Genomic DNA, 19,212 nt, shown 5'->3' on the forward strand with positions numbered 1-19,212 from the left:
ACACCTGCTATGACGAACACACCGCCTGGGCCCACCGCACCCAAGATCACCAAACCGCCGCTTGACAAGCCACGGCCCTGGGATGTCTAACCCGCGTGTCCCACGTTCGCCGCCCCCGTGTCCCACGTTCATAGCCCCCGAGTTCCACATTCGCCGACCACCGGTCCTTCGCGTGGGGGAACTCGGGGTCCGCGAACGTGGGACACGGGGGCCGTGAATGTGGGACACGCGGGTTAGTCGGTGAGTTCTTCTTCGTAGGCGCGGAGGGTTGCCACGAACATCTCGCGCTCGGTGGGTGACAGGGGGGCGAGGGCTTTCTGCCATGCCTTCGCGCCACGGGCCAGCCAGTCCTCGATGGCCTGCTTGTGCGAGGCCGTGATGCTGACGATGCGGCGGCGGCGGTCGTTGTCGTCCTCCTGGCGTTCGAGGACGCCTTTGCGGCTGAGGTCGCCGACCATCAGGCTCACCGTGGCCGGGGCGACCTCCAGGCGCGCGGCGAGGTCGTTCACGGTCATCGGCCCGTCGAACAGCAGGTACGACAACAGCGACAGGTGCCGAGGGGCGAGGGCGAGAGACTCCAGCTGTGGCGGGACCTTGATCCGCTTCACCCGGCCGACCATCCGCGGCATCAACAACAGCAGCGCGCGCACAGCATCGTCGACACCCATTGACGCCCCTTCGCCTCTGTTCCTAAAGTAGCTTTGCTTGCAAAGCAAAACTGCTTTGCCATCAAATCCTACTGAGGGACATCCATGGCCGACCGTCACCGCGCCGCCGCGGAGCAGCTCCTGCAGGCCCACCGGGAGCTGCGCGCCGAGCTGGCGCGCGTCCGCGAACACCCGGGCCCGCTGCCCAGGACCCTGCGGACGCACTGCCTGACCTTCTGCGCCAACCTGCACACCCACCACACCCGCGAGGAGGGGGCGTTCACCCGGTTCGAGGCGGAGTTCCCCGAGCTGGCCCCGGCTTTCGCCCGGTTGCGCCGGGAACACCAAGTGGTGCAAGCGACCCTGGCCGAGATCGAACGGTTACTGGCCTCCCGGAACGACGTCCGCGCCGAGCTGGATAAGCTGGCCGGTCGGCTCGAGGAGCACTTCGCCTACGAGGAGCGACAGCTCATACCCGCTCTGTTGGCCTGAGCCGGAAAGATCGTCCAGCACCACCCATCTGCGGCTACTCAGGCTTCGGCGAAACCCAGTACAACCGGAACCATCCCATTTCCATCCGGCTCTCATGGAGATGGGCGTCCTCTTCGGAGAGACTTTTCGGCACGGGTAGCTTGACCGAGATGGGGGTGGCGATGTTCTCCAGGGGCGGCCGGACGCGGTGGGGGGTGCGGTGAACGACCCGACCTCCGCGGGACTGCTGGAGATCGCCGGTCCGCAGCTGTACCGGCGCAACGCGTTCCGCATCACGGGCCTGCCCACCGACGCCGACCGGCGCGCGGTGCGGCACCGGCAGCAGAAGGTCTCCGCGGCGCTGGCGATGGGCATCGACCTCGACTCGGGCGTCGAGGCGGACGAGGACGAGGTGCGCCGCGCCTTCGACCTGATCCTCGGCGACCCGCGGCGGCGGCTGGTGGACGAGGTGTTCTGGTTGTGGGACACCCCGGACGCGAGCTGTGGGTGTGCCAAGTCGTTGCACATCGAGCACGACCAGGCCGTCCAGGCGCACAGTGCCGCTCTGGACAAGGAAGCCCTCGGCGACGAGCTGAGCGACGAGGACCTCGACGAGCTCGAGGGTCTCTGGGCGGAGGCGTCCCGCCGGTGGGGCGGCGTGCTGCGCCGGGCGGCCTTCTGGGACCACGTCCGTGCGCGGATCACCGCGCTGGACGACAAGCAGCTCACCGAGTCGGTCATCGACCTGCTGCGCGAAGAGGTGCCGCTCACCCTGGTCAAGCCGTTGATCCAGCTCGCCGCGACGTCCACTTCGGAACCGACCTGGCTGGCCGAGCAGGCCCGCACCTGGCCGCTGCGCGAGTCGGTGATCGACGACCAGCTGGAGGGCGCGGCCGAACCGGTCTACGAGTCGGTCAAGACCGAGCTGGCCGAGGCGGTCAAACCGCTCAACGAGGGCGACCCGCACCGGGCCGCCGCCATGGTCTACGACAACGTCCTGCCGCAGCTGAAGCGGCTGAACGCGCTCGTGCCCGCCACCCGCCACCGCCGCACCGCCAGCACCCGTAACGACGTCGCGCTGCTGCTGAACAACTGCGCGGTCCGGCTGATCGACACCGGCGACGCACAGTCCGAGAACAACGCCCGGAAATGGCTCAAGGCGGCCGAGAAGCTCACCTCGGACCCGCACACCTCGAACCTGATCGAGGAGAACACCAGGGCCCTCAACGACATGGTGGAGGCGTTCCGGACGATCCGGGAACGCGTCGACGAACTGTGCCGGCTGGGCCGCACCGACCTGGCCAAGCAGATGCTGCGCAACATCCGGCGCACGATGGCCGGTTCGCCGGGGATCGCCGAGATCGACCGGATGCTGACCGAACTGGGCTACTACCCCCTATCGGCGCGCGAGGCAGCCTACGAGGGCAGGGTCAAGCGCCGCATGCGGCGCCGGGCGATGCGCGCCCACCGGGCGGCGAACCGCAGCCCGGCAGTCACCGCGTTCCGGCGGCTGGTGGGGTGGATCGTGGTGCTCGGCCTGATCGGCCTGGGCACGTACTTCCTGTTCTTCGACGGCGGTTCGCCGGAGCCGGACTCGCTTTTCCAGGACCAGACCACCGACAACGTCGCCGTCGGCACCTGCCTGAAGGACAAGGCCGAGTGGGACAAGGACAAGAACGACGTCACGGTCGTGCCGTGCACCGAGGAACACTGGGCCGAGGTGATCGGGTACACCTCGCTCGGCGCGGTTCCCTCGCCCTACCCCGGCAAGGACCAGGTCATCGCCGAGGCGCGCTACAACTGCCGGTACAACGCGGCGATGAAGAGCGTGCAAAGCCAGTTCACGGTGGACTTCGCCTATCCCGACGAGCACAGGTGGAACGACGGCAAGACCCAGAAGGACTTCCAGAACTACGCGACCTGCATCGTGCACCAGTCGGACGACTCCTCCCTGCCGAAGTCCAGGCTGACCCAGGAGGACAAGACGAAGGACATCGTCTGGCGGATGGACCTGTTCAACGCCGACATCTCGGCCAACCCGCCGGTCGGCGCGTGCATCCAGCACCAGAAGGACTACAACGACAACATCCACGACGTCCCGTTCGTCCCGTGCGACGACTTCCACTGGGCCGAGGTGATCGGTTTTCCCGTTCTGTACCAGGCGGGTTCGCCGTGGCCGGGCGACCAGGCGGTCAAGGACGCGGCCTACGCGGCCTGCCTGAAGATCGCCAAGGACGAGCGTGGCCTGGACGACAACTTCCACTACGGCGCGACCTGGCCGGGGCAGGGCGCCTGGCAGGACCCGACCAAGGACATCTACGCGGTGTGCACCGGAAGCCGGGCCGGTGAGCAAGAGTTCACCGGCGCACTGAGGAACTGAAGCAGAGACAGGAGAACGTCAGTGGTGGAGCGTGCGGTGGCGCTGCGGATCAGCTCGCCCGAGGGCGTGTTGAGCGGTGTCGAACTGGACGGCGGGCCGATCACCATCGGCCGCGCCGCGCCGGACCACGCGCCGGATGTGGCCCTGGGCCCGGACCCGCAGCGCTGGGTCGGCCGGCTGCACTGCACGCTCGACTTCGCCGAAGGCATGTGGTCGGTGACCGACAACGCCAGCGTGAACGGGACTCTGCTGCGGCACGGCGGTACCACCGAGCGCCTGCAGGGCCGCAAACGCGTCCAGCACGGCGATGTGCTGATGATCCTGGGCGACATGACCCCGGACGGCGACCCGCTGTACTGGGAACTGACCTTTTTGGACCCGCACACCACCCGGCCCGCGCCGTTCGGTTCGCCCGCGGACGTCCGCCATCTCGGGCCGTGCCTGCGGTACGACTGGGTGGCCGCGCAGGCTTACCGCGTGGAGAACGGGAAGGAGACCCTGATCACCGGGCTTCGCCCGCAGGGCCACCAGTTGCTGCGGTACATGGCCGGGCGCAGCACCGGCGGCGCGGCGGTCGCCTGTGACCACGCGGAACTCATTACGGCGCTGTGGGGTTCGCGCGACGAGTGGGCGCCGCACCGGTCGTACAACAAGATGGACATCGCCGGTGTGGTCCGGGCGGTGCGCAGGTGCGTCGAGCCCGACCCGTCCGCCCCGCGGATCCTGGAGACCGTCACCGGGATCGGCTACCGGCTCAACGTCGCCCCCGCGGAGCCGACATGATCGAGTGCGCGACGCTGAGCTGCGCGGGCAGCCTGCACCCGGACAACCAGGACCGGCTGCTGGCCGACCCGGAACGGGGCGTTTTCCTTGTGGTGGACGGCATGGGCGGGCTCGCCGACGCGGCCGCCACGGCCGGGATCGTGGTGTCCCAGCTGTCGGCGGCGATGAACGCGGTCGACGTGCACGGTCCCGATGTCCGCCAGGTCGTGACCGGCGTGCTGGACAAGGTGAACGCGGCCGTCCGGGCTGCGGCGCGGACCGGCCCGGGGACGACCGGAGCGGCGGTCGCGATGGTCGTGGTACGCGACGGCCGGGCGCTGGCCGTTCATCTGGGCGACAGCCGGATTTATCTGGCGCGTAACGGAAAGGTGACCAGGCTGACCGAGGACCACACCGAGGACGGGCACCTCACCAGGTTCCTGGGCATGGGCGGGGAGGTGTCGCCGGACGTGTCGCTGCACGATCTCCGCCCGGGTGACCGGATTCTGCTGTGCACGGACGGGTTGACGGGTACCGTCGAGGACCGGGCGATCGGAGCCATGCTGACCAGGGCGGGTGACTTGAACAGGGTGTGCCGTCAGCTGGTCGACGCCGCCACCGAGGGCGGGACGATCGACGACACCTCCGTGGTGGTGGTGTGCCCATGACTTTGCTGAACAGCGGCGACCGGGTCAGCGACACCCTTGTCATCGACCGGTTGCTGGGCGAGGGCGCGTTCGCCGAGGTGCACCGGGTGCAGCACGAGTACCTGGGCTGGCAGGCGATGAAGCTGTTCAAGCGGGTCGCCTCCAAGGAGGAGACCAAGGCCATGCTCGGCGAGGCCCGGCTGCTGTCCACTTTGGGCCACCCCAACATCGTCCGGCTGTTCGAGGCGAGCACGGTGCAGACTCCCGAGGGCCTGCGCGGGTTCTTCACCATGGAGTACGTGGCCGGTGGCAGCCTGGAGCGGCTCGCGGCCGCGCATCGTCCTTCCGTGCCAACGGATCTGGTGGCCGAGGTGATGCTCCAGATCGCCAGCGGGCTGGCCGTCGCGCACGACCAGGACCCGCCGATCGTGCACCGCGATGTCTCACTGGCGAATGTGCTTGTCGGGTACGATGGTTCGGGCATGCGCATCCGGGTCAGCGACTTCGGTCTCGCCAAGCGCGCCGACCCGTTCACCCGGTTGGCCAGCGCGCAGGGGACGTACGCGTTCATGGCGCCGGAAGTGTTGCGCAACCAGGGTTACTCGTGCGCGAGCGACGTCTGGTCGGTGGGCACGATCGCGTACCTGTTGCTCACCAACCACTTCCCGTTCGACGACGGCGCCCAGTTCTCGTCGTACTCGTTCGCCCGGTTCGCCAAGCCGTTGCTGCCGCCCAGCAGCTACAACGAGACCGTCGACCGGGAGCTCGACAAGATCATCATGGCGACGCTGGAGGTCGACCGGAACAACCGGCCCGCCACCGCCCGGGAACTGTACGACGCCTTGCGGGCGCGAAAGGAAACCGTTGCACGGGAGCCCATCCAGGCCGCTCAGAACTCCGTGGCCCGGCCGCCCACTGAACGCGCCAAGAAGCTCGCCGAGGAGGCGCTGTCGCTGCGGTACGTGCCGGGACAGCTCAACCGCGCCGCCGACCTGATGGAGGAAGCCGTCAACTTGTCCCCGCACCTTCGTGAACAGCACCTGCCCAAGCTCCTGCTCTGGCGCCGAGGGGTGATCATGTGATGGCCGGTTTACGCGCCGCGCTCCGGCAACGCCGGTACCGCAAGGAGTTCCGCATCTCGCCGCCGCCCGGCGACGACGTGCTGCGCGAGCAGGTGGAACAGCTGCTCGACCAGATCGCCGAGCCCAAGGCGGGACCCAAGCAGGACCTGGACGAGAAGGCGCTCGCCGACGCGGCCACGAACCTGTGGCGGGCGCAGCGGAGGCTGACCAGGGACGGCGAGAAACCGACCACGAAGGACCGGCAGACCGGGCGCTACCTGGCCACCTGCCGGGAGATGCTGGCCAGCTCCGGGGTGGTCATCCAGGAGCACGACGGGGACGCGTTCAACCCCGGGCGGTCGATCGAAGTGCTGACGTACGAAGAGGATCCTTCGCTGCCGGGCGAAGTCGTCCGGGAGACCGTGCGGCCGACGATCTATCTCAACGACCGGCGAATCCAAGTGGGTCAGGTCATCGTGGCCGGGCCACCGGCCAAGTAGCTGAGGGGAGCGCACATGCGCAAGAGCGACACCATCGACTTCGGCATCGACCTGGGCACCACCAACAGCGCGATCGCGGTGGTCGAGGACGGCGACGTCGTGGTCATCAAGAGCAACGACGGCTGGGACATCACCCCGTCCGCGGTGTGGATGCCCAAGCCCGACTCGACCTACGTGGGCCGCCGGGCCCGCCAGCGGGTGGAGAGCGACCCGGACAACGCGGCCGCCGAGTTCAAGCTGGAGATGGGCTTGGCCGACGCGCGCCGGACGTTCGTCAAGGCCGGAGTCGAGCTGACACCGCAGCAACTGTCTGCCGAGGTGCTGAAGTCCTTGCGGGCGGACGCTTCGCACTACAGCGGCCAGGCGCCGGAGTTCGCGGTGATCACCGTACCGGCCGCGTTCGCGTTGAACCAGAACAAGGCCACCACCGAGGCGGCCACGCTGGCCGGGTTCAACCCCGCCTGCCCGTTGGTCCAGGAGCCGACCGCGGCCGCTTTCGCCTACGGGTTCCGGGATTCGATCGAGCGCGGCTACTGGATGGTGTTCGACTTCGGCGGCGGCACGTTCGACGCGGCCGTGGTCAGCAAGCGCGACGGCGACCTGCGCGTGCTCAACCACGCCGGAGATCCTTACCTGGGCGGGAAACTGATCGACTGGGCCCTGGTGGACCGGGTGCTCGCCCCGGCCGCGGCCCGCGATCTGGGCATGGCCGAGTTCCACCGGGACAACCGCAAGTGGCGGGCCAACTTCGCCAAGCTCAAGGTGGCCGCCGAGGACGCCAAAATTGTATTGTCCCGCAACGAGACCGTGTCGATCATGGTCGACCTGGACGACGACACCTTCGAGTACACCCTGCGGCGCGACGAGCTGGACTCGGTCGCGGAACCGTTCTACGTCCGGGCGATCAACCTCTGCCGGGACGCGCTCGCCGAGGCTTCCGTTGGCGTGGACGACATCGACCGGCTTCTGTTGGTGGGCGGGCAAACACTGGCTCCCGGCCTGCGTGAGCGGCTGTCGGATCCGAGGGACGGCATCGGCATCCAGCTCGACATCAGCCTCGACCCGACGACGGTCGTCGCCCGCGGTGCCGCGGTGTTCGCCTCGACGCTGCGCAAGCCGGAGACGTTCGTGCCGGAGCAGGTCGCGGCCGGTGAGTTCGTCGTCGAGCTGGCCTACGAGCCGAGCGTCACCACGACCACGCCGACCGTCGGCGGCCGGTTCAAGTCGGTGTCCGAAGTGGACTGGACGAAGTACTCGGTGACACTGACCAACCCGGAGGGGCAGCCGCCGTTCCGCTCGCCCAAGATCGCGCTGAACGCCAAGGGCGCCTTCCTGACCGAGGTCGACGTCGACCCGCACCGGACCTCCCGGTTCACCGTCGAGCTGACCGACAACACCGGCGCACCGCGAAAAGTCACCCCCGACAGCCTGTCGATCACCCACCGGGACGTGGAGTTCGGTGGCGTCCGGCTGGCCAGCTCGCTCGGCATCCAGCTCGCCGACCGGGCGTTCGCGCCGATGCTGCCCAAGGGTTCGCGGCTGCCGACCCGGGTGCGTGAGGTGTTCCGGACCTCCAGCGTGATGCAGAAGAGCGACACCGACGCGGTGGTCCGGATTCCTGTGGTGCAAGGGGAACGCAACCGCGCCGACCGCAACCGCGAGGTCGGCATGCTGGAGATCCGGCCCCGGGACGTGCGGATCGACCTGCCCGCGGGGACCGAGGTCGAGGTGACCTTCGAGGTGGACGCCTCCAGCCTGGTCACCGTCATCGCGGACGTTCCCTTGGTCCAGGCCCAGTTCGAGGCCGAGATCAACCTCGAGGACATCCGCACCGCGACCCCGCAGGCGTTGCAGGTCCAGCTGAACGACGCGGAGAAGCGGCTCAACGCGTTGCGCAATGACGTCGACGCAACCGGTTCGCCCGAGGCCCAGCAACGGGTCGACAAGATCGACGGTGAGAAGACGCTGATCATCGTGCGCGAACAGGTGGGAGCATCCAAAGTGGACGCCGGTGCGGCGGCCGCGGCCGAGGACCGGATCCGCGACCTGCAGGCCGACCTCGACGACATCGAGGACGCCGTGCAGCTGCCGACTTTGGTCAAGCAGCTGGAGGACCTGCTGGCCGAGGCCGACGAGATGGTCAACCAGGCCGGCAGCGCCCACGACCGCCAGGGCCTGAACGAGTTGCGCCGCAAGGCGACCGAGGCGATCTCGTCGAACAGCAGCGCGGCGATGAAGGTGCAGATCGAACGGGTCAGCCAGTTCCTGTTCGAGCTGGAGCGGCGCAGCCCGGACTGGCCGGTCCGGCTGTTCTACACGCTGCAGGACATGCTCCAGCTCTCGCCGCAGGCCAGCGCGCTGGTCCAGGAGGGCAAGCGGGCCATCGCGAACAATGACTCGCGTGGCCTGGACGCGGTGAACCAGCGGCTGATCCGGCTGCTGCCGCAGAACGAGCAGGAGAAGATCATCGGGGTGTACCGGGCATGACCGAGCTGCGTTCCGCACTGCACGACCAGCTGACCCTCAGCCGCGCGCACGCCGCTGCGTACGCGGGGGACCTGGACCTGGCGATGTCGTTGCTGGGCAGCATTCCGCCGACGGTGGCCAGCCTGGATCTCAAGGCGCGGGTGCACGCCCAGCGGGGCGAGTTCTCCACGGCGGACTCGTGCTGGATCCAGGTGCTGTCGATGGAGTCCTCCGACCCGGACGCCAAGGCCGGGCGGGAGGCGATCGCCCGGATCATCGCCGGCGGGCGCGCGCGTCCGCTGGTGAACGCGGCCCAGGCCGCCGTGGTCGCGGCTGCGGTCGTGGCCACGGCGGTGGTCGGTGGCGTGGTCTGGCTGTCGTCCAGTGACCGCGCCCCGGCCGCGGCGGCGCCGATCCCGCCGCAGGCACACCAGGACTCGAACCCGCTGCAGGCCCAAGTGGACGAGCTGCGACAGCGGTTGTCCGCAGTGGACAGTGAGCGCACCGCGGCCGCTGCCCGCCACCAGCAGGCGCTGGACACCCTCGCGGCCCGTTTCGCCGGGATCCCGGGTGTCCGGGTGGAGCGGCGGGCCGATGACGTCCGCCTCGTGTTCGAAGCGGGGGTCTTCTGGACCGAGGCGGAGATCACCACGGCGGCCCGGCCGCTGCTCACCGAGATCGGCGCCCGCCTGGCCGACGCGCACGCGTCGGTCACCATCGTGGGCCACGCGGTCGCCGTCGCCGGTGGCCGCACCAGCGGCGGTTCGACCGTCGCGCTCGCCCGTGCCCAGGTGGCCGCCGGATATCTGGCCACTGGCGGAAAGCTCCCTTTGACGGCATTCAAGCTGGCCACTGCCGATCAGTCCGAGGGCCCCTTCCCCGATGCCCCCAGAAATCGCACGGTGACCATTCTTCTGAGTGTTCCTGCTGGTGAGAGCAAGTAACCGGCGATGGTGACGGCTCACCAGAGTATCGCTATTACTCTGGTGAGCCTCTTATCCGACCGTGGCGGTGGCGTCGTAACGGGCCCGCGCGGCGGCGATTTTCAGCTGGTTGTCCTCGGTCCACCGGACCAGGGTCTGGATGGTGTCCAGCAGGGTGCAGCCCAGGTCGGTGAGCTCGTAGTCCACCCGCGGCGGCACGACGGGATGAACCGTGCGGGCGATCAGGCCGTCCCGTTCGAGGTGGCGCAGCGTCGTGGTCAGCATCCGCTGGCTGACGCCGTCGATCTCGCGCAGCAGCTCCATGAACCGCAGTCGCCGCCGGCCCAGCAGCGAGATCACCAGCAGCGACCACTTGTCCGCGATCCGGTCGAGGATCTGCCGGACCTCGCAGCCCTCGCGCGCGTCCCACTGGTAGATGTCCATGTCGCACGCGGTGAGGCCCGGGTCAGTCGGTGAGTTCAAAGTGCCTTCTTCCACATCCACAGATGTTGCCGCAGCATGGAGGTGGTTACAAGAGAGAACTGACCCGCATTTGAGTAACTGACCTGGGGAGAGAGTGGTGTTGACGACAGTTCGCGCGCCTCGCTTGGGCAGCAAGGGCTGGGCCCTGCTGCTCGTGCTGTGCGGCGCGATCTTCATCGAGGGGTCCGACGTCGCGATGCTGAACGTGGCATTGCCGTCGATCCGCGAGGACCTGGGCATGTCCCCGGCCGAACTCAGCGGCGTGATGAGCGCTTATGTGCTGGGGTACGGCGGGTTCGTGCTGCTCGGCGGGCGAGCGGCGGACATGTTCGGCCGCCGCCGGATGTTCCTGCTCTGGCTGGTGGTGTTCCTGGTGTTCTCGGGGCTGGGCGGCTTCGCCCCGGAGGGCTGGGTGCTGCTGCTCGCGCGGTTCGTCACCGGCGCGGCGGCGGCTTTCATGACCCCAGCAGGTCTTTCGATCATCACGACGAGCTTCGCCGAAGGGCCGCAACGCAACCGCGCGCTGATCATCTACGGCGCCGCTGGGGCGGGCGGGTTCTCGCTGGGCCTGGTCGCCGGTGGTCTGCTGGCGGGTATCGGGTGGCGGTGGGTGTTCTTCGCCCCGGTGATCCTGTCCGCGCTGATCCTGGTCTTCGGCACCATCCTGATCCCCGGCGCCGACCGGCCCGAACGCGCTCGCGGCTTCGACCTCACCGGCGCCCTCACCATCGCCGGATCCATGCTGTTGCTGGTCTTCGGCACCGTTCGGCTGGAACACCCCGCCAACGGGTGGGTCTGGACGACCGCTGCATTCGCCGGCGGCCTCCTGTTGCTGGCCGCGTTCGTCCGGGCCGAACGCCGAGCCGCTGTTCCGTTGGTACGACTGGGAGTTCTGCGGTCGGGCGCGCTGGTCCGGGCCAACATCGGCGCCCTGCTGTTCATGGGCTCGTTCTACGGCTTCCAGCTGATCGTCACGCTGTACCTGCAGGACTTGCACGGCTGGTCCACGGTGGAGACCGGGTTGGCGATGCTGATCATCGCGCTCGACATGGTCCTCGCGCCGACCCTGACTCCTCGGCTGGTCGACCGGTTCGGCACCACCAAGGTCATCCTGGCCGGACTGGGATTCGCGGCGCTGGGCTACCTCCTGTTCATGCCAGCCACCGCGGACTGGCCTTACGCGGCCATGCTGCCCAGCTTCATTTCTTTGGGCCTGGCGTTCTCGTTCGTCTACGGCCCAATAACAATCGCCGCCACCGACTGCATCGCCGCGCGCGAACAAGGCCTGGCGGGCGGTCTGCTCAACACGTCCACGCAGTTCGGCGCCGCCCTTGGCGTCACCTTGGTGACCATCGCGGGGCAAACCTTGAACGCCCTGATAGTCCCGGTGATCGGCATCGCGCTTGCCTTGCTGGTCACCGGTTCGGGGCTAAAGCCGCGTCGCGAGGTCGGTGAGCGCTTGGCCTAGCGGGAGGTCCACGCGCACGGTCGCGTATTCGTCGCCGCGGGTTCGCCCGCGGTTGACGATGATCACCGGCTTGCCCGCCTTGTGCGCGTGCCGGACGAACCGCAGCCCGGACATCACCGTCAACGAGGAACCCAGTACCAGCAACGCATCCGCCTCATCGACGAGCCGGTAGCACGCCTCTGCCCTGACCCGCGGCACGTTCTCCCCGAAGAACACCACATCGGGCTTGAGCACGCCTTCGCACGCCGTGCAGTCCACGAGCGCGAAGGACTGGACCGCGTGCTCCTCCAGTTCGACGTCACCATCGGGGTTGACCTGCAGGGCCACGGCTTCGAAGGTCGGGTTCGCCGTGGTGAACCGGTCGTCGAGGACCTGACGGGCGGAGATGTCCTTACACTCCAGGCAGATCACGCGATCCAGGTTGCCGTGCAGCTCGACCACATCCGCCGAACCCGCGGCGGTGTGCAGCCCGTCGACGTTCTGCGTGATGACGCCACTGACGAGGCCGCGTGCCTGCAGGGCCGCCACAGCGTGATGGCCGACATTGGGCTCGGCCCGCGCGATCGTCCGCCAGCCGACGTGACTCCGCGCCCAGTACCGACGGCGCCCCTCCAGGCTGCCCACGAACTCGTCGTACGTCATCGGCGTGTGCCGCCGCAGCGTGCCGCTCTCCCCGCGATAGTCCGGGATCCCGGACTCCGTCGACAGCCCCGCCCCGCTCAGCACCGCCACATTCCCGGCGGCGACGACCTCGACGACCTCATCCAGGCTCGTGGTGCGCGGCAACGGCGCCCCGGTCGGTTCCCAGGTGAGGGTCGGGCGTGTTCGCACGGGATCAAGCTTACGTCGTCACCGGATGGGCGGCCTGGAACGCGAGCCGGGCCTCGGCACCGGCGGCGATGTGGTCCAGGAAGTCGTCCAGGCCCATGAACACCTCCCAGACCGGCTGCCCGGTGCTCGCCGCGAGCCGCTCGGTGACCAGCTGCTCGAGGTCCTGCACCCGCTTGCCCTTCCAGATCTTGTCCGCCAGGGACACCAGCAGGTCGTCCAGTTCGATGTCCGGCGTCCAGGCGGAGTGTGTGCGGGCGAACCGAGCCAGCCGCGCGGGCACACCTTTGGACAGCAGCAGCTCGTACCCCGCCTGCTCGTGCTCCGAGCCCGGCCCGCTCAGCTCGGCGACATAGATGATCTTGCCGATGTCGTGGGTGGCGGCGCCGAACAGGACGGCCTCCCGGTCGAACCCGGCCGCCGGATAGACCCGCCCCACCCAGTCGGCGATCTGCCACGCCACGTCGTGAACGGCCCGCAGATGCGCCACCAGCCGCGGTGACGCGTCGTGCAGCAGCTCTTTCGCCTGCTCAGGCAGTTCCCGAAACCCATCAGAGATCATTTCTCCACGGTAACCGCACCGCTGACCATCCAACTGGCTACGTACAGTTTCCGAGTCGCCACAATGAGGTGACTTCCGCCGTGCGGGCCGGATAGAACGGATCTGCTCGGTTGGACGTCTTGGCATGCCGCGGCCTGGTCTCGACGCGTCCCGTCACCCGCAGCCCGGCCGCGTCGATCATGGCCATGAGCTGCGCCCTCGTCCGCAACCCGAGGTGCTCGGCCTGGGCCTGGCCGGGTTCGCCGATCCGGCAGTCGCCGACGAGTACCTGGACCTCGTAGCCGACCGGAACTACGGCGTCGCCCGGATGCAACCAGTGGGTGCGCTGCCGAAGCTCAAGGACGATCGGGCACTGCCTGCAAAGCCCTCAAGAAGCTGAGCCGAACTCCCGCCACATGACCCAGAAACCGTGCTCCTCGGTCGTCACACCGCAGGCCGCGGTGCCATCCGCGGACAGCGCGACGAACTCGGGCTCACCCGGGTAGACGACCAGCGCCGAAGCGAGGCTGGGCGAATCGGTGAGCCGAACCCGCGCCCACGGCAAGCTGATGGCGCCGGTCGTGCTGACGTGGAACGAGCCGTCCTCGCCGAAAAAGCCGCGCTCCCGGGTAAAACGCAGCCAGGCAGCATCCACTTCGGACAGTTCGGCGTCCTCGTCGACCACCACCGCCGGGTCGTCGCCGCGCACGACCCGGTCCCACGCCATCTTCGGGGTGATGCCGTTCACCTCGTCGACGGTGCCGAGCAGGGTGAGACCCGCCGCCCGCAGCCGGGCGGCGCGGTCCTGCTCCGCGTCGGTCATGTGCCCTCCGGGTAGTAGTAATGGTGCTTGCCGTCGATCTGACCGTAACGCGGCACATCGCGGTTCGGGGTGTTGCCCCAGCCGAAGTCCACGAAGTTCTCGGTCGGGTCGCCCTTGGGCTGGCCGGCGTGGAAGTGCGGGCCAGGGGCGTTCGGGTCGGCGGTGTGCTCGGCGATCACCCGCGACCCGCCCTCGGTCTCGAACTGCATGTAGTTGCCGTGCGAGCCGAGGTCTTCCGAGTACCGGTAGCCGGGCTGGCCGCGGCGCAGCGGATCGTTGCCGACCTCCCAGGTCACGTCCGGCTCGGTGCCGCGCGGAATACCGGCCCGGTCGTAGGCCGCGTCCAAGGCCTCCTGGCGCGTAGGGAAGTCCCGGTTGTCAATGCACCCGGACAGCCCGAACGGGTCGATCAGGTGGGTCGGGTTGCTGACGTACGTGCCAGGGTTGGGCGCAGGCAGCAAACCGAGCGGGTCCTGGCTGGCGTAGTGCCCGGTTTCCGGGTCGTAGTACCGGAAGTAGTTGTAGTTCCAGCCGGTTTCCTCGTCGTGGAACTGACCGGGATAACGCAACGGGCACGCGACCGAGCCCTGCGTCCCCGCCGACTGGCCCCACAACGTCCATCGTCCGCGCCACGCGATGGTGCCATCCGGCGCCACCAACTCCGTCGGCGTGCCAACCTGATCGGCCACGATCGCGTGGAACTTGGCGTCCACAACGGACTGAGGAGCGTCCTTCATGGACACCCGGTCGTGCTGGGTGATCGGCGTCGAGGAACCCGGCCGGTAGTCCCACGTCGTGACGGCGCTCCCGCGAATGGTCTCAGCCAGGTAGGAACCGTCCCAGACGAACTCGATCCGCTCGGCCACGGTGCTGTCGGTGATGCGCTCCTTGGCGATCCGGCGACCGAGAGCGTCGTACTGGTACCGCCACACATCGCCCTCGGGCGTGGTCACCGCGGTCAGCCGATCCTCGGCATCCCAAGTGAACCGCCACAACCGCACCTGACCGGACAGCGTGTGCAGGCGGCGCTCGACAACCCGGCCCTGCGGGTCGTACATGTACGTCGTCCGGCCGGAGCGGCGGAGCAGCGTGCCCTCGGTCTCGGCGGCGTTGATGTTGCCGGACAGGTCGTAGTCATACCGCTCGGAATGTCCGGCGCCGGTCACACTCGTGACCCGGCCCTGCCTGTCGAGCGCAAGGTGCCGCACTCCAGCGTCATCCTGGACCGCGGTCAGGAAACCATCTGGCCGGTAAGCGAAGGACCGTTGAAGGAGCTGGGCGTGCGGGCCGGTGACGGTCTGGCCGACCGGCCGGTGCGCGGGATCCCACGTCTGCGCGATGGTCACGTTGTCCAGCGACCGGGCGATCTCCTGACCGGCCAGGTCGTGTTCGAAGTAGACGGTGTGCCCGGCGCTCAGCAGCGACACCGGTTTGCCCGTGGGGTCGTAGTCCCAGGTGGACACGACTCCGCTGGGTGTCGTCCGCTCGACCCGCCTGCCCGATGCGTCGTACGAGTACGTGGTCGTGCGGCCGTTCACGGTCTCCGTGATCACCCGGCCCAGGGCGTCCCGGGTGTAGACCAGTTCGGAGTCACTGGTGGTGGCACGGGTGATCCGGCTCAGCTCATCCCGTTCGTACCTCGTGACACCGGAAGGCGTGTGCTTCTCGACGATCTCGCCGAGCGTGTCCCGGACGAAGGTGACCGTCTCGCCGGCCCCGTTGGTCCGCGCGACGACTTGACCAGCGAGGTTGTAGTCGTAGCGCAGCACCCGGCCGTTGAAATCGGTCTCTTGAGCCAGGTTCCCGGCAGCGTCGTACTCGTACTGCCACGAAAGCCCTTGCGGGTTGGTCACTTTGGTCAGGCGCAGTTCGGTGTCGTACTCGTAGGTCGTGCGAGCGCCGTCCGGGGCGATCGTCGCGGTCACCAAGTCGAAGTGCCCGTACTCCGAGCGAGTCACCTGGCCGAGCGCATCCGCGACCTCTACCTGGTTGCCCTCACTGTCGTAGAACCAGCGCGTTGTGGCGCCATCGGTGTTGGTGCGGAACAACGGCCGGCCTTCGACGGTCCAACCGAACCGCGTGACCGCGCCGAGCGGATCGACGCTCGCGGTGACCCTGCCGAACAAATCACGTTGCTGCCGCGTGACATGGCCGAGCGGGTCGGTGATCGTGTGCACGAGCCCGGCCGGAGTCGTCTCAAACCGCGTCACATTGCCCAGCGGGTCGGTGATCGACCGCAAGTGGCCGTTGGTGTCCCGCTCGAAACGTGTGGTCGCACCAGTGGGATCGGTCTCCGCGACCAGGTTCCCGGCCGAGTCGTACACCCGGGTCCATCGCGCGCCGCTGTAGTCGGTGAGCGAGGTCGGCTGCCCGAACTCGTTGTACTGCGCGAAAGCGGCCTTGCCGTCGGGACGGGTCACCGAGGCGAGGTTGCCGCTCGAGTCGTAGTCGTACCGGGTCGTGAGGCCCAACGGGTCCGTGACAGCACGCAACCGGTCGAACTCGTCCCACTCGCGGATCGTCGTCGCGCCAACGGCATTGACCTCCCGGACGACCTGCCCGAGCGCGTTCTTCTCGTAGCGGGTGGTGTTGCCGAGTGTGTCGGTGTGGACAGTCGCACGATCCTCGTACCGCAGTGTGCCGTTCAGGGCGCCGCCGGACCCGATCGTCGACGTGGCACGGCCTTGCTCGTCGTAGACATACCGGTACCACTCGCCATTGCGGTCGGTCCACGAAGTCAGCCGACCCTCGGCGCTGTGCGTGAACCGCATGGCATGCCCGGAGGAGTTGACCACTTCGGACAGGTGGCCCTGCTCGTCGTACGAGTAACGCATCACGGAAACCGTGGTGTCACCCGCAGAAACGTGCATCGCGACGATGCGCTCGTCCGCGGTGTCGAACGTGACCCGATACCCGCCCGAGTGCTGCAACGAAGTGGGCAAGCCGTCGGTGTATGAGACAGTGATCTCAGCGCCGCCGCGATGCCGGATCGCGGTCAGCGGCTGGACCGACCCGGCTTCCCACTCGGCGCCGACATGCGCGAACCGCCACGTCGTCCCGCGGTCCACCGCCCGGTACCCGGCACCGTCCCGGGACAACGCGATCCGGGGACCGAAGTCCGGCATCACGGACTCGGCGCCGGTCGGCTTGCGATACCGCAGCCGTCGCCCTTCGGCCGTGTACAGCCAGATCTCGTCCGCGGTGACCTCGACGCGCTGGTCCACAAGGGACACCCACGACGGCCCGAACAGCTTCCCAGAGCGGTAGTTCGACTGGTGGTGCCGTGTGAACACCAGCGGCAGCACACCCGGCAGCGTGAGATCCGTATGCGACAGCACGACTTCACCGGTGACCACGTCGATCGGGTCGTCCTTGCAGAACGGCCGGTCGGCGGACTGGGAGGCGGCATGCGGGTCGTCGACGGCCTTGCTGGGGTTGCTGTGCGCGCTCGGCGTGTCCGCCTTGGTGTGTGGAAGCTCTTTGGGGGCACCGGTGTGCGGTTCACCGGACCGGCGCAGTCCCTTGAGCTTCTCCGCGATCTTGGCGAACAGGCTCTTGAGCTTCTCCAGCAGCGGGGTGACCTTCTTGATGGTGGTGGTGACCTTGTTGATCAGCTTGGTCACCTTGGCCATCGCGTTGGACACCGCGGCGGTGATCTGCCCGACCACGACCGGCGTGGCCAGCCCGAGCGTGAACGCCTCCTCCAGCAACCACTGCACGGCGTTGCCGACCAGCCGCGCGATCAGGTCCCGGACCGTCGTGCGCACGGCCGCGACCAGCGCGCCCATGATCGTGGTGCCCGTGGACAACCCGCCCGCGACCGAGGATGCCGAGCTCAGCGCGTCGGCGACCTGCGCGGAGGTGTTCCGGTAGGCATCAGCGGCCGCGCCGGTCCAGCCGGAGAGGTCCGTGCCGACCAGCTTCTCGTGGTCGGCTTTGATCTTGTCCAGCTCTTTGCTGACGTTGTCCCAGGTCTGCCCGTAGGACGCGATCACGTCCGGCTTGCCCGCCAGCCAGTCCAGCGCCTGGCGCAACGGCTCGAAGTGCTCCATCAGCCAGCCCGCGCCCGCGGCGAACAACGCCCCGAACGGGTTGGCGACGGTATCGGCGATGTCCGCGGCGGTCGCGACCGCGCCGAGACCGCCCTCGACCCAGTTCCCGGAGGACAGGCCCTGGTAGCAGGAAACGGCGTCCTCGGCGATCGGAATGCCCGAGTAGCCCTGGGTCGAGTCGACCGGGGCGGCGACCAACGGGTTGCTCACCGCGGACCGCCCTTTTCGAAGGTGACGCGGTTGCTCTCCTCGGTGCCGCCGTAGGCCTCAGCGGTCTTGGTCAGGTTCTCGATGTGGTTGGTGACGACGTCCTGGGCGGCCTGGATCATGTCCGTCCCCATCGGCTCGAACGGGTCGAGCATCCAGGCGAACGGCTGACCGAGCACCCCGTAGGCGTCGTTGTCCATGCTGACCTGCCGCGCGGCGGACAGGGCCGTGCCCAGCCGGCTCTCGATCTCGGCCAGGTGCCCGGCGTGCGTGGTCAGCTCGCCGAGCACGACTTCCATGTTCTCGCCGGTCACCGGTCCTCCTCGTCCCGCAGCATCTGCATCTCGTCGAAGTACTCGTCATCCGATGCGCGGGGCGGGGCGGCCTGCCCGGGTTCGGGCTCCGGGGCGGGAAAGGACTGCTCGGCCGTGGTGAGCAGGTGCGACACGACGCTGTCACCGGCCATGCCCGCCTTCTTGGCGACCTCTTCCATCAGCTTCGGGATCTGGGCCTGGGCCTTGCGCAGCGTGGCCATGATCGACGTGGACAGCTCCGCCATCGGGCGGTCCTTGGCCGACTCGTCGATCCGGATGTCCGTCGGCAGCCCGTTCGCCCCAACGGTTACCGTGACGGCACCCTCAGTAGCCGTCGCACTGAGCCCGGCCACCTGATCGGTTACCTCTTTGACCCGGGCCAGCCGTTCCTGCCCGCGCTGCTCCCAGTCGGTCACCATCGACTCGATCGCCGACAGCTCCGCCTCCGGATCGCCCACCATCGCCCGCTCCCTCCGCCGCGACCAGCCACCGCATTCTGCCCGCGCGCGGAGTTGGACGGCAGCGCGACCCGGCCGGTTCCCACCCGGGCCGCCCGGCGGCAGGAATTTGTCAAGGCACCAAATCTTGCCCCTGGGCGCCTGGACGGCACCGCGGGCGGACCGGTTTCATACCCCCGGG

General features: G+C 68.4%; 18 protein-coding genes. 10 read left to right on the forward strand and 8 right to left on the reverse strand.

What is annotated here, in order from left to right; translation table 11 throughout:
- Positions 1-233 precede the first annotated feature (233 nt).
- Entirely contained in the window at positions 234-668 is a 435-nt protein-coding gene (locus AB0J95_RS36445; protein WP_364768639.1) for a MarR family winged helix-turn-helix transcriptional regulator, read from the reverse strand.
- A gap of 84 nt (positions 669-752) precedes the next feature.
- Between AB0J95_RS36445 and AB0J95_RS36450 the strand changes: the two genes are divergently transcribed.
- The 8 genes from AB0J95_RS36450 to AB0J95_RS36485 all read left to right on the forward strand — a co-directional run bounded on the left by AB0J95_RS36450 (position 753) and on the right by AB0J95_RS36485 (position 9,878).
- Positions 753-1,139 (forward strand): hemerythrin domain-containing protein, encoded by a 387-nt coding sequence (locus tag AB0J95_RS36450; protein WP_364768642.1) that lies wholly within the window; start codon positions 753-755, stop codon positions 1,137-1,139.
- A 199-nt stretch (positions 1,140-1,338) separates the two neighbouring features.
- The gene (locus AB0J95_RS36455) at positions 1,339-3,498 is read left to right on the forward strand and encodes a septum formation family protein (RefSeq protein ID WP_364768645.1); all 2,160 of its coding nucleotides are present in this window, start codon (positions 1,339-1,341) and stop codon (positions 3,496-3,498) included.
- A 21-nt stretch (positions 3,499-3,519) separates the two neighbouring features.
- A complete protein-coding gene (locus AB0J95_RS36460; RefSeq protein ID WP_364768648.1) occupies positions 3,520-4,281 on the forward strand; it encodes an FHA domain-containing protein in 762 nt (253 codons plus the stop codon).
- On the forward strand, positions 4,278-4,928 hold the full coding sequence (locus AB0J95_RS36465; RefSeq protein ID WP_364768650.1) for a PP2C family serine/threonine-protein phosphatase: 651 nt from the start codon (positions 4,278-4,280) through the stop codon (positions 4,926-4,928). Before AB0J95_RS36460 ends, AB0J95_RS36465 begins: the two co-directional genes overlap by 4 nt.
- Positions 4,925-5,989 carry a serine/threonine-protein kinase gene (locus AB0J95_RS36470; protein WP_364768653.1) on the forward strand — a complete coding sequence of 355 codons (1,065 nt, stop codon included), beginning with the start codon at positions 4,925-4,927 and terminating at the stop codon, positions 5,987-5,989. Before AB0J95_RS36465 ends, AB0J95_RS36470 begins: the two co-directional genes overlap by 4 nt.
- Positions 5,989-6,468, forward strand: a complete 480-nt coding sequence (locus AB0J95_RS36475; protein WP_364768656.1) for a hypothetical protein — start codon at positions 5,989-5,991, stop codon at positions 6,466-6,468. Before AB0J95_RS36470 ends, AB0J95_RS36475 begins: the two co-directional genes overlap by 1 nt.
- A gap of 15 nt (positions 6,469-6,483) precedes the next feature.
- On the forward strand, positions 6,484-8,955 hold the full coding sequence (locus AB0J95_RS36480; RefSeq protein ID WP_364768659.1) for an Hsp70 family protein: 2,472 nt from the start codon (positions 6,484-6,486) through the stop codon (positions 8,953-8,955).
- The gene (locus AB0J95_RS36485) at positions 8,952-9,878 is read left to right on the forward strand and encodes a hypothetical protein (protein WP_364768662.1); all 927 of its coding nucleotides are present in this window, start codon (positions 8,952-8,954) and stop codon (positions 9,876-9,878) included. The genes AB0J95_RS36480 and AB0J95_RS36485 overlap by 4 nt, the downstream gene beginning before the upstream one ends.
- Positions 9,879-9,929: 51 nt before the next feature.
- Here AB0J95_RS36485 and AB0J95_RS36490 read toward each other — a convergent pair whose 3' ends face one another.
- Positions 9,930-10,361, reverse strand: coding sequence for a helix-turn-helix domain-containing protein (locus AB0J95_RS36490; RefSeq protein WP_364768665.1), 432 nt, complete (start codon positions 10,359-10,361; stop codon positions 9,930-9,932).
- 76 nt (positions 10,362-10,437) lie between these two features.
- Between AB0J95_RS36490 and AB0J95_RS36495 the strand changes: the two genes are divergently transcribed.
- Positions 10,438-11,808 (forward strand): MFS transporter, encoded by a 1,371-nt coding sequence (locus tag AB0J95_RS36495; RefSeq protein WP_364768668.1) that lies wholly within the window; start codon positions 10,438-10,440, stop codon positions 11,806-11,808.
- Here AB0J95_RS36495 and AB0J95_RS36500 read toward each other — a convergent pair.
- On the reverse strand, positions 11,770-12,639 hold the full coding sequence (locus AB0J95_RS36500) for an NAD-dependent protein deacetylase (protein WP_364768671.1): 870 nt from the start codon (positions 12,637-12,639) through the stop codon (positions 11,770-11,772). The genes AB0J95_RS36495 and AB0J95_RS36500 overlap by 39 nt on opposite strands.
- 10 nt (positions 12,640-12,649) lie before the next feature.
- Positions 12,650-13,198 (reverse strand): HD domain-containing protein, encoded by a 549-nt coding sequence (locus tag AB0J95_RS36505; RefSeq protein ID WP_364768674.1) that lies wholly within the window; start codon positions 13,196-13,198, stop codon positions 12,650-12,652.
- Positions 13,199-13,322: 124 nt separating this feature from the next.
- On the opposite strand from AB0J95_RS36505, the gene AB0J95_RS36510 reads away from it, so the two are divergent.
- A complete protein-coding gene (locus AB0J95_RS36510; RefSeq protein ID WP_364768676.1) occupies positions 13,323-13,577 on the forward strand; it encodes a hypothetical protein in 255 nt (84 codons plus the stop codon).
- Here the strand turns inward: AB0J95_RS36510 and AB0J95_RS36515 are convergent.
- The 4 genes from AB0J95_RS36515 to AB0J95_RS36530 are packed head-to-tail and all read right to left on the reverse strand — an operon-like array spanning position 13,566 to position 19,034.
- A complete protein-coding gene (locus AB0J95_RS36515) occupies positions 13,566-14,000 on the reverse strand; it encodes a hypothetical protein (RefSeq protein ID WP_364768678.1) in 435 nt (144 codons plus the stop codon). The genes AB0J95_RS36510 and AB0J95_RS36515 overlap by 12 nt on opposite strands.
- Positions 13,997-18,262 carry a DUF6531 domain-containing protein gene (locus AB0J95_RS36520; RefSeq protein WP_364768680.1) on the reverse strand — a complete coding sequence of 1,422 codons (4,266 nt, stop codon included), beginning with the start codon at positions 18,260-18,262 and terminating at the stop codon, positions 13,997-13,999. Before AB0J95_RS36520 ends, AB0J95_RS36515 begins: the two co-directional genes overlap by 4 nt.
- A complete protein-coding gene (locus tag AB0J95_RS36525) occupies positions 18,259-18,573 on the reverse strand; it encodes a type VII secretion target (protein ID WP_364768683.1) in 315 nt (104 codons plus the stop codon). The genes AB0J95_RS36520 and AB0J95_RS36525 overlap by 4 nt, the downstream gene beginning before the upstream one ends.
- Positions 18,570-19,034 (reverse strand): YbaB/EbfC family nucleoid-associated protein, encoded by a 465-nt coding sequence (locus tag AB0J95_RS36530; protein WP_364768686.1) that lies wholly within the window; start codon positions 19,032-19,034, stop codon positions 18,570-18,572. Before AB0J95_RS36530 ends, AB0J95_RS36525 begins: the two co-directional genes overlap by 4 nt.
- Positions 19,035-19,212: the final 178 nt, after the last annotated feature.

This window comes from Actinocrispum sp. NPDC049592, from assembly GCF_040675465.1.
Lineage (GTDB): Bacteria > Actinomycetota > Actinomycetes > Mycobacteriales > Pseudonocardiaceae > Kibdelosporangium.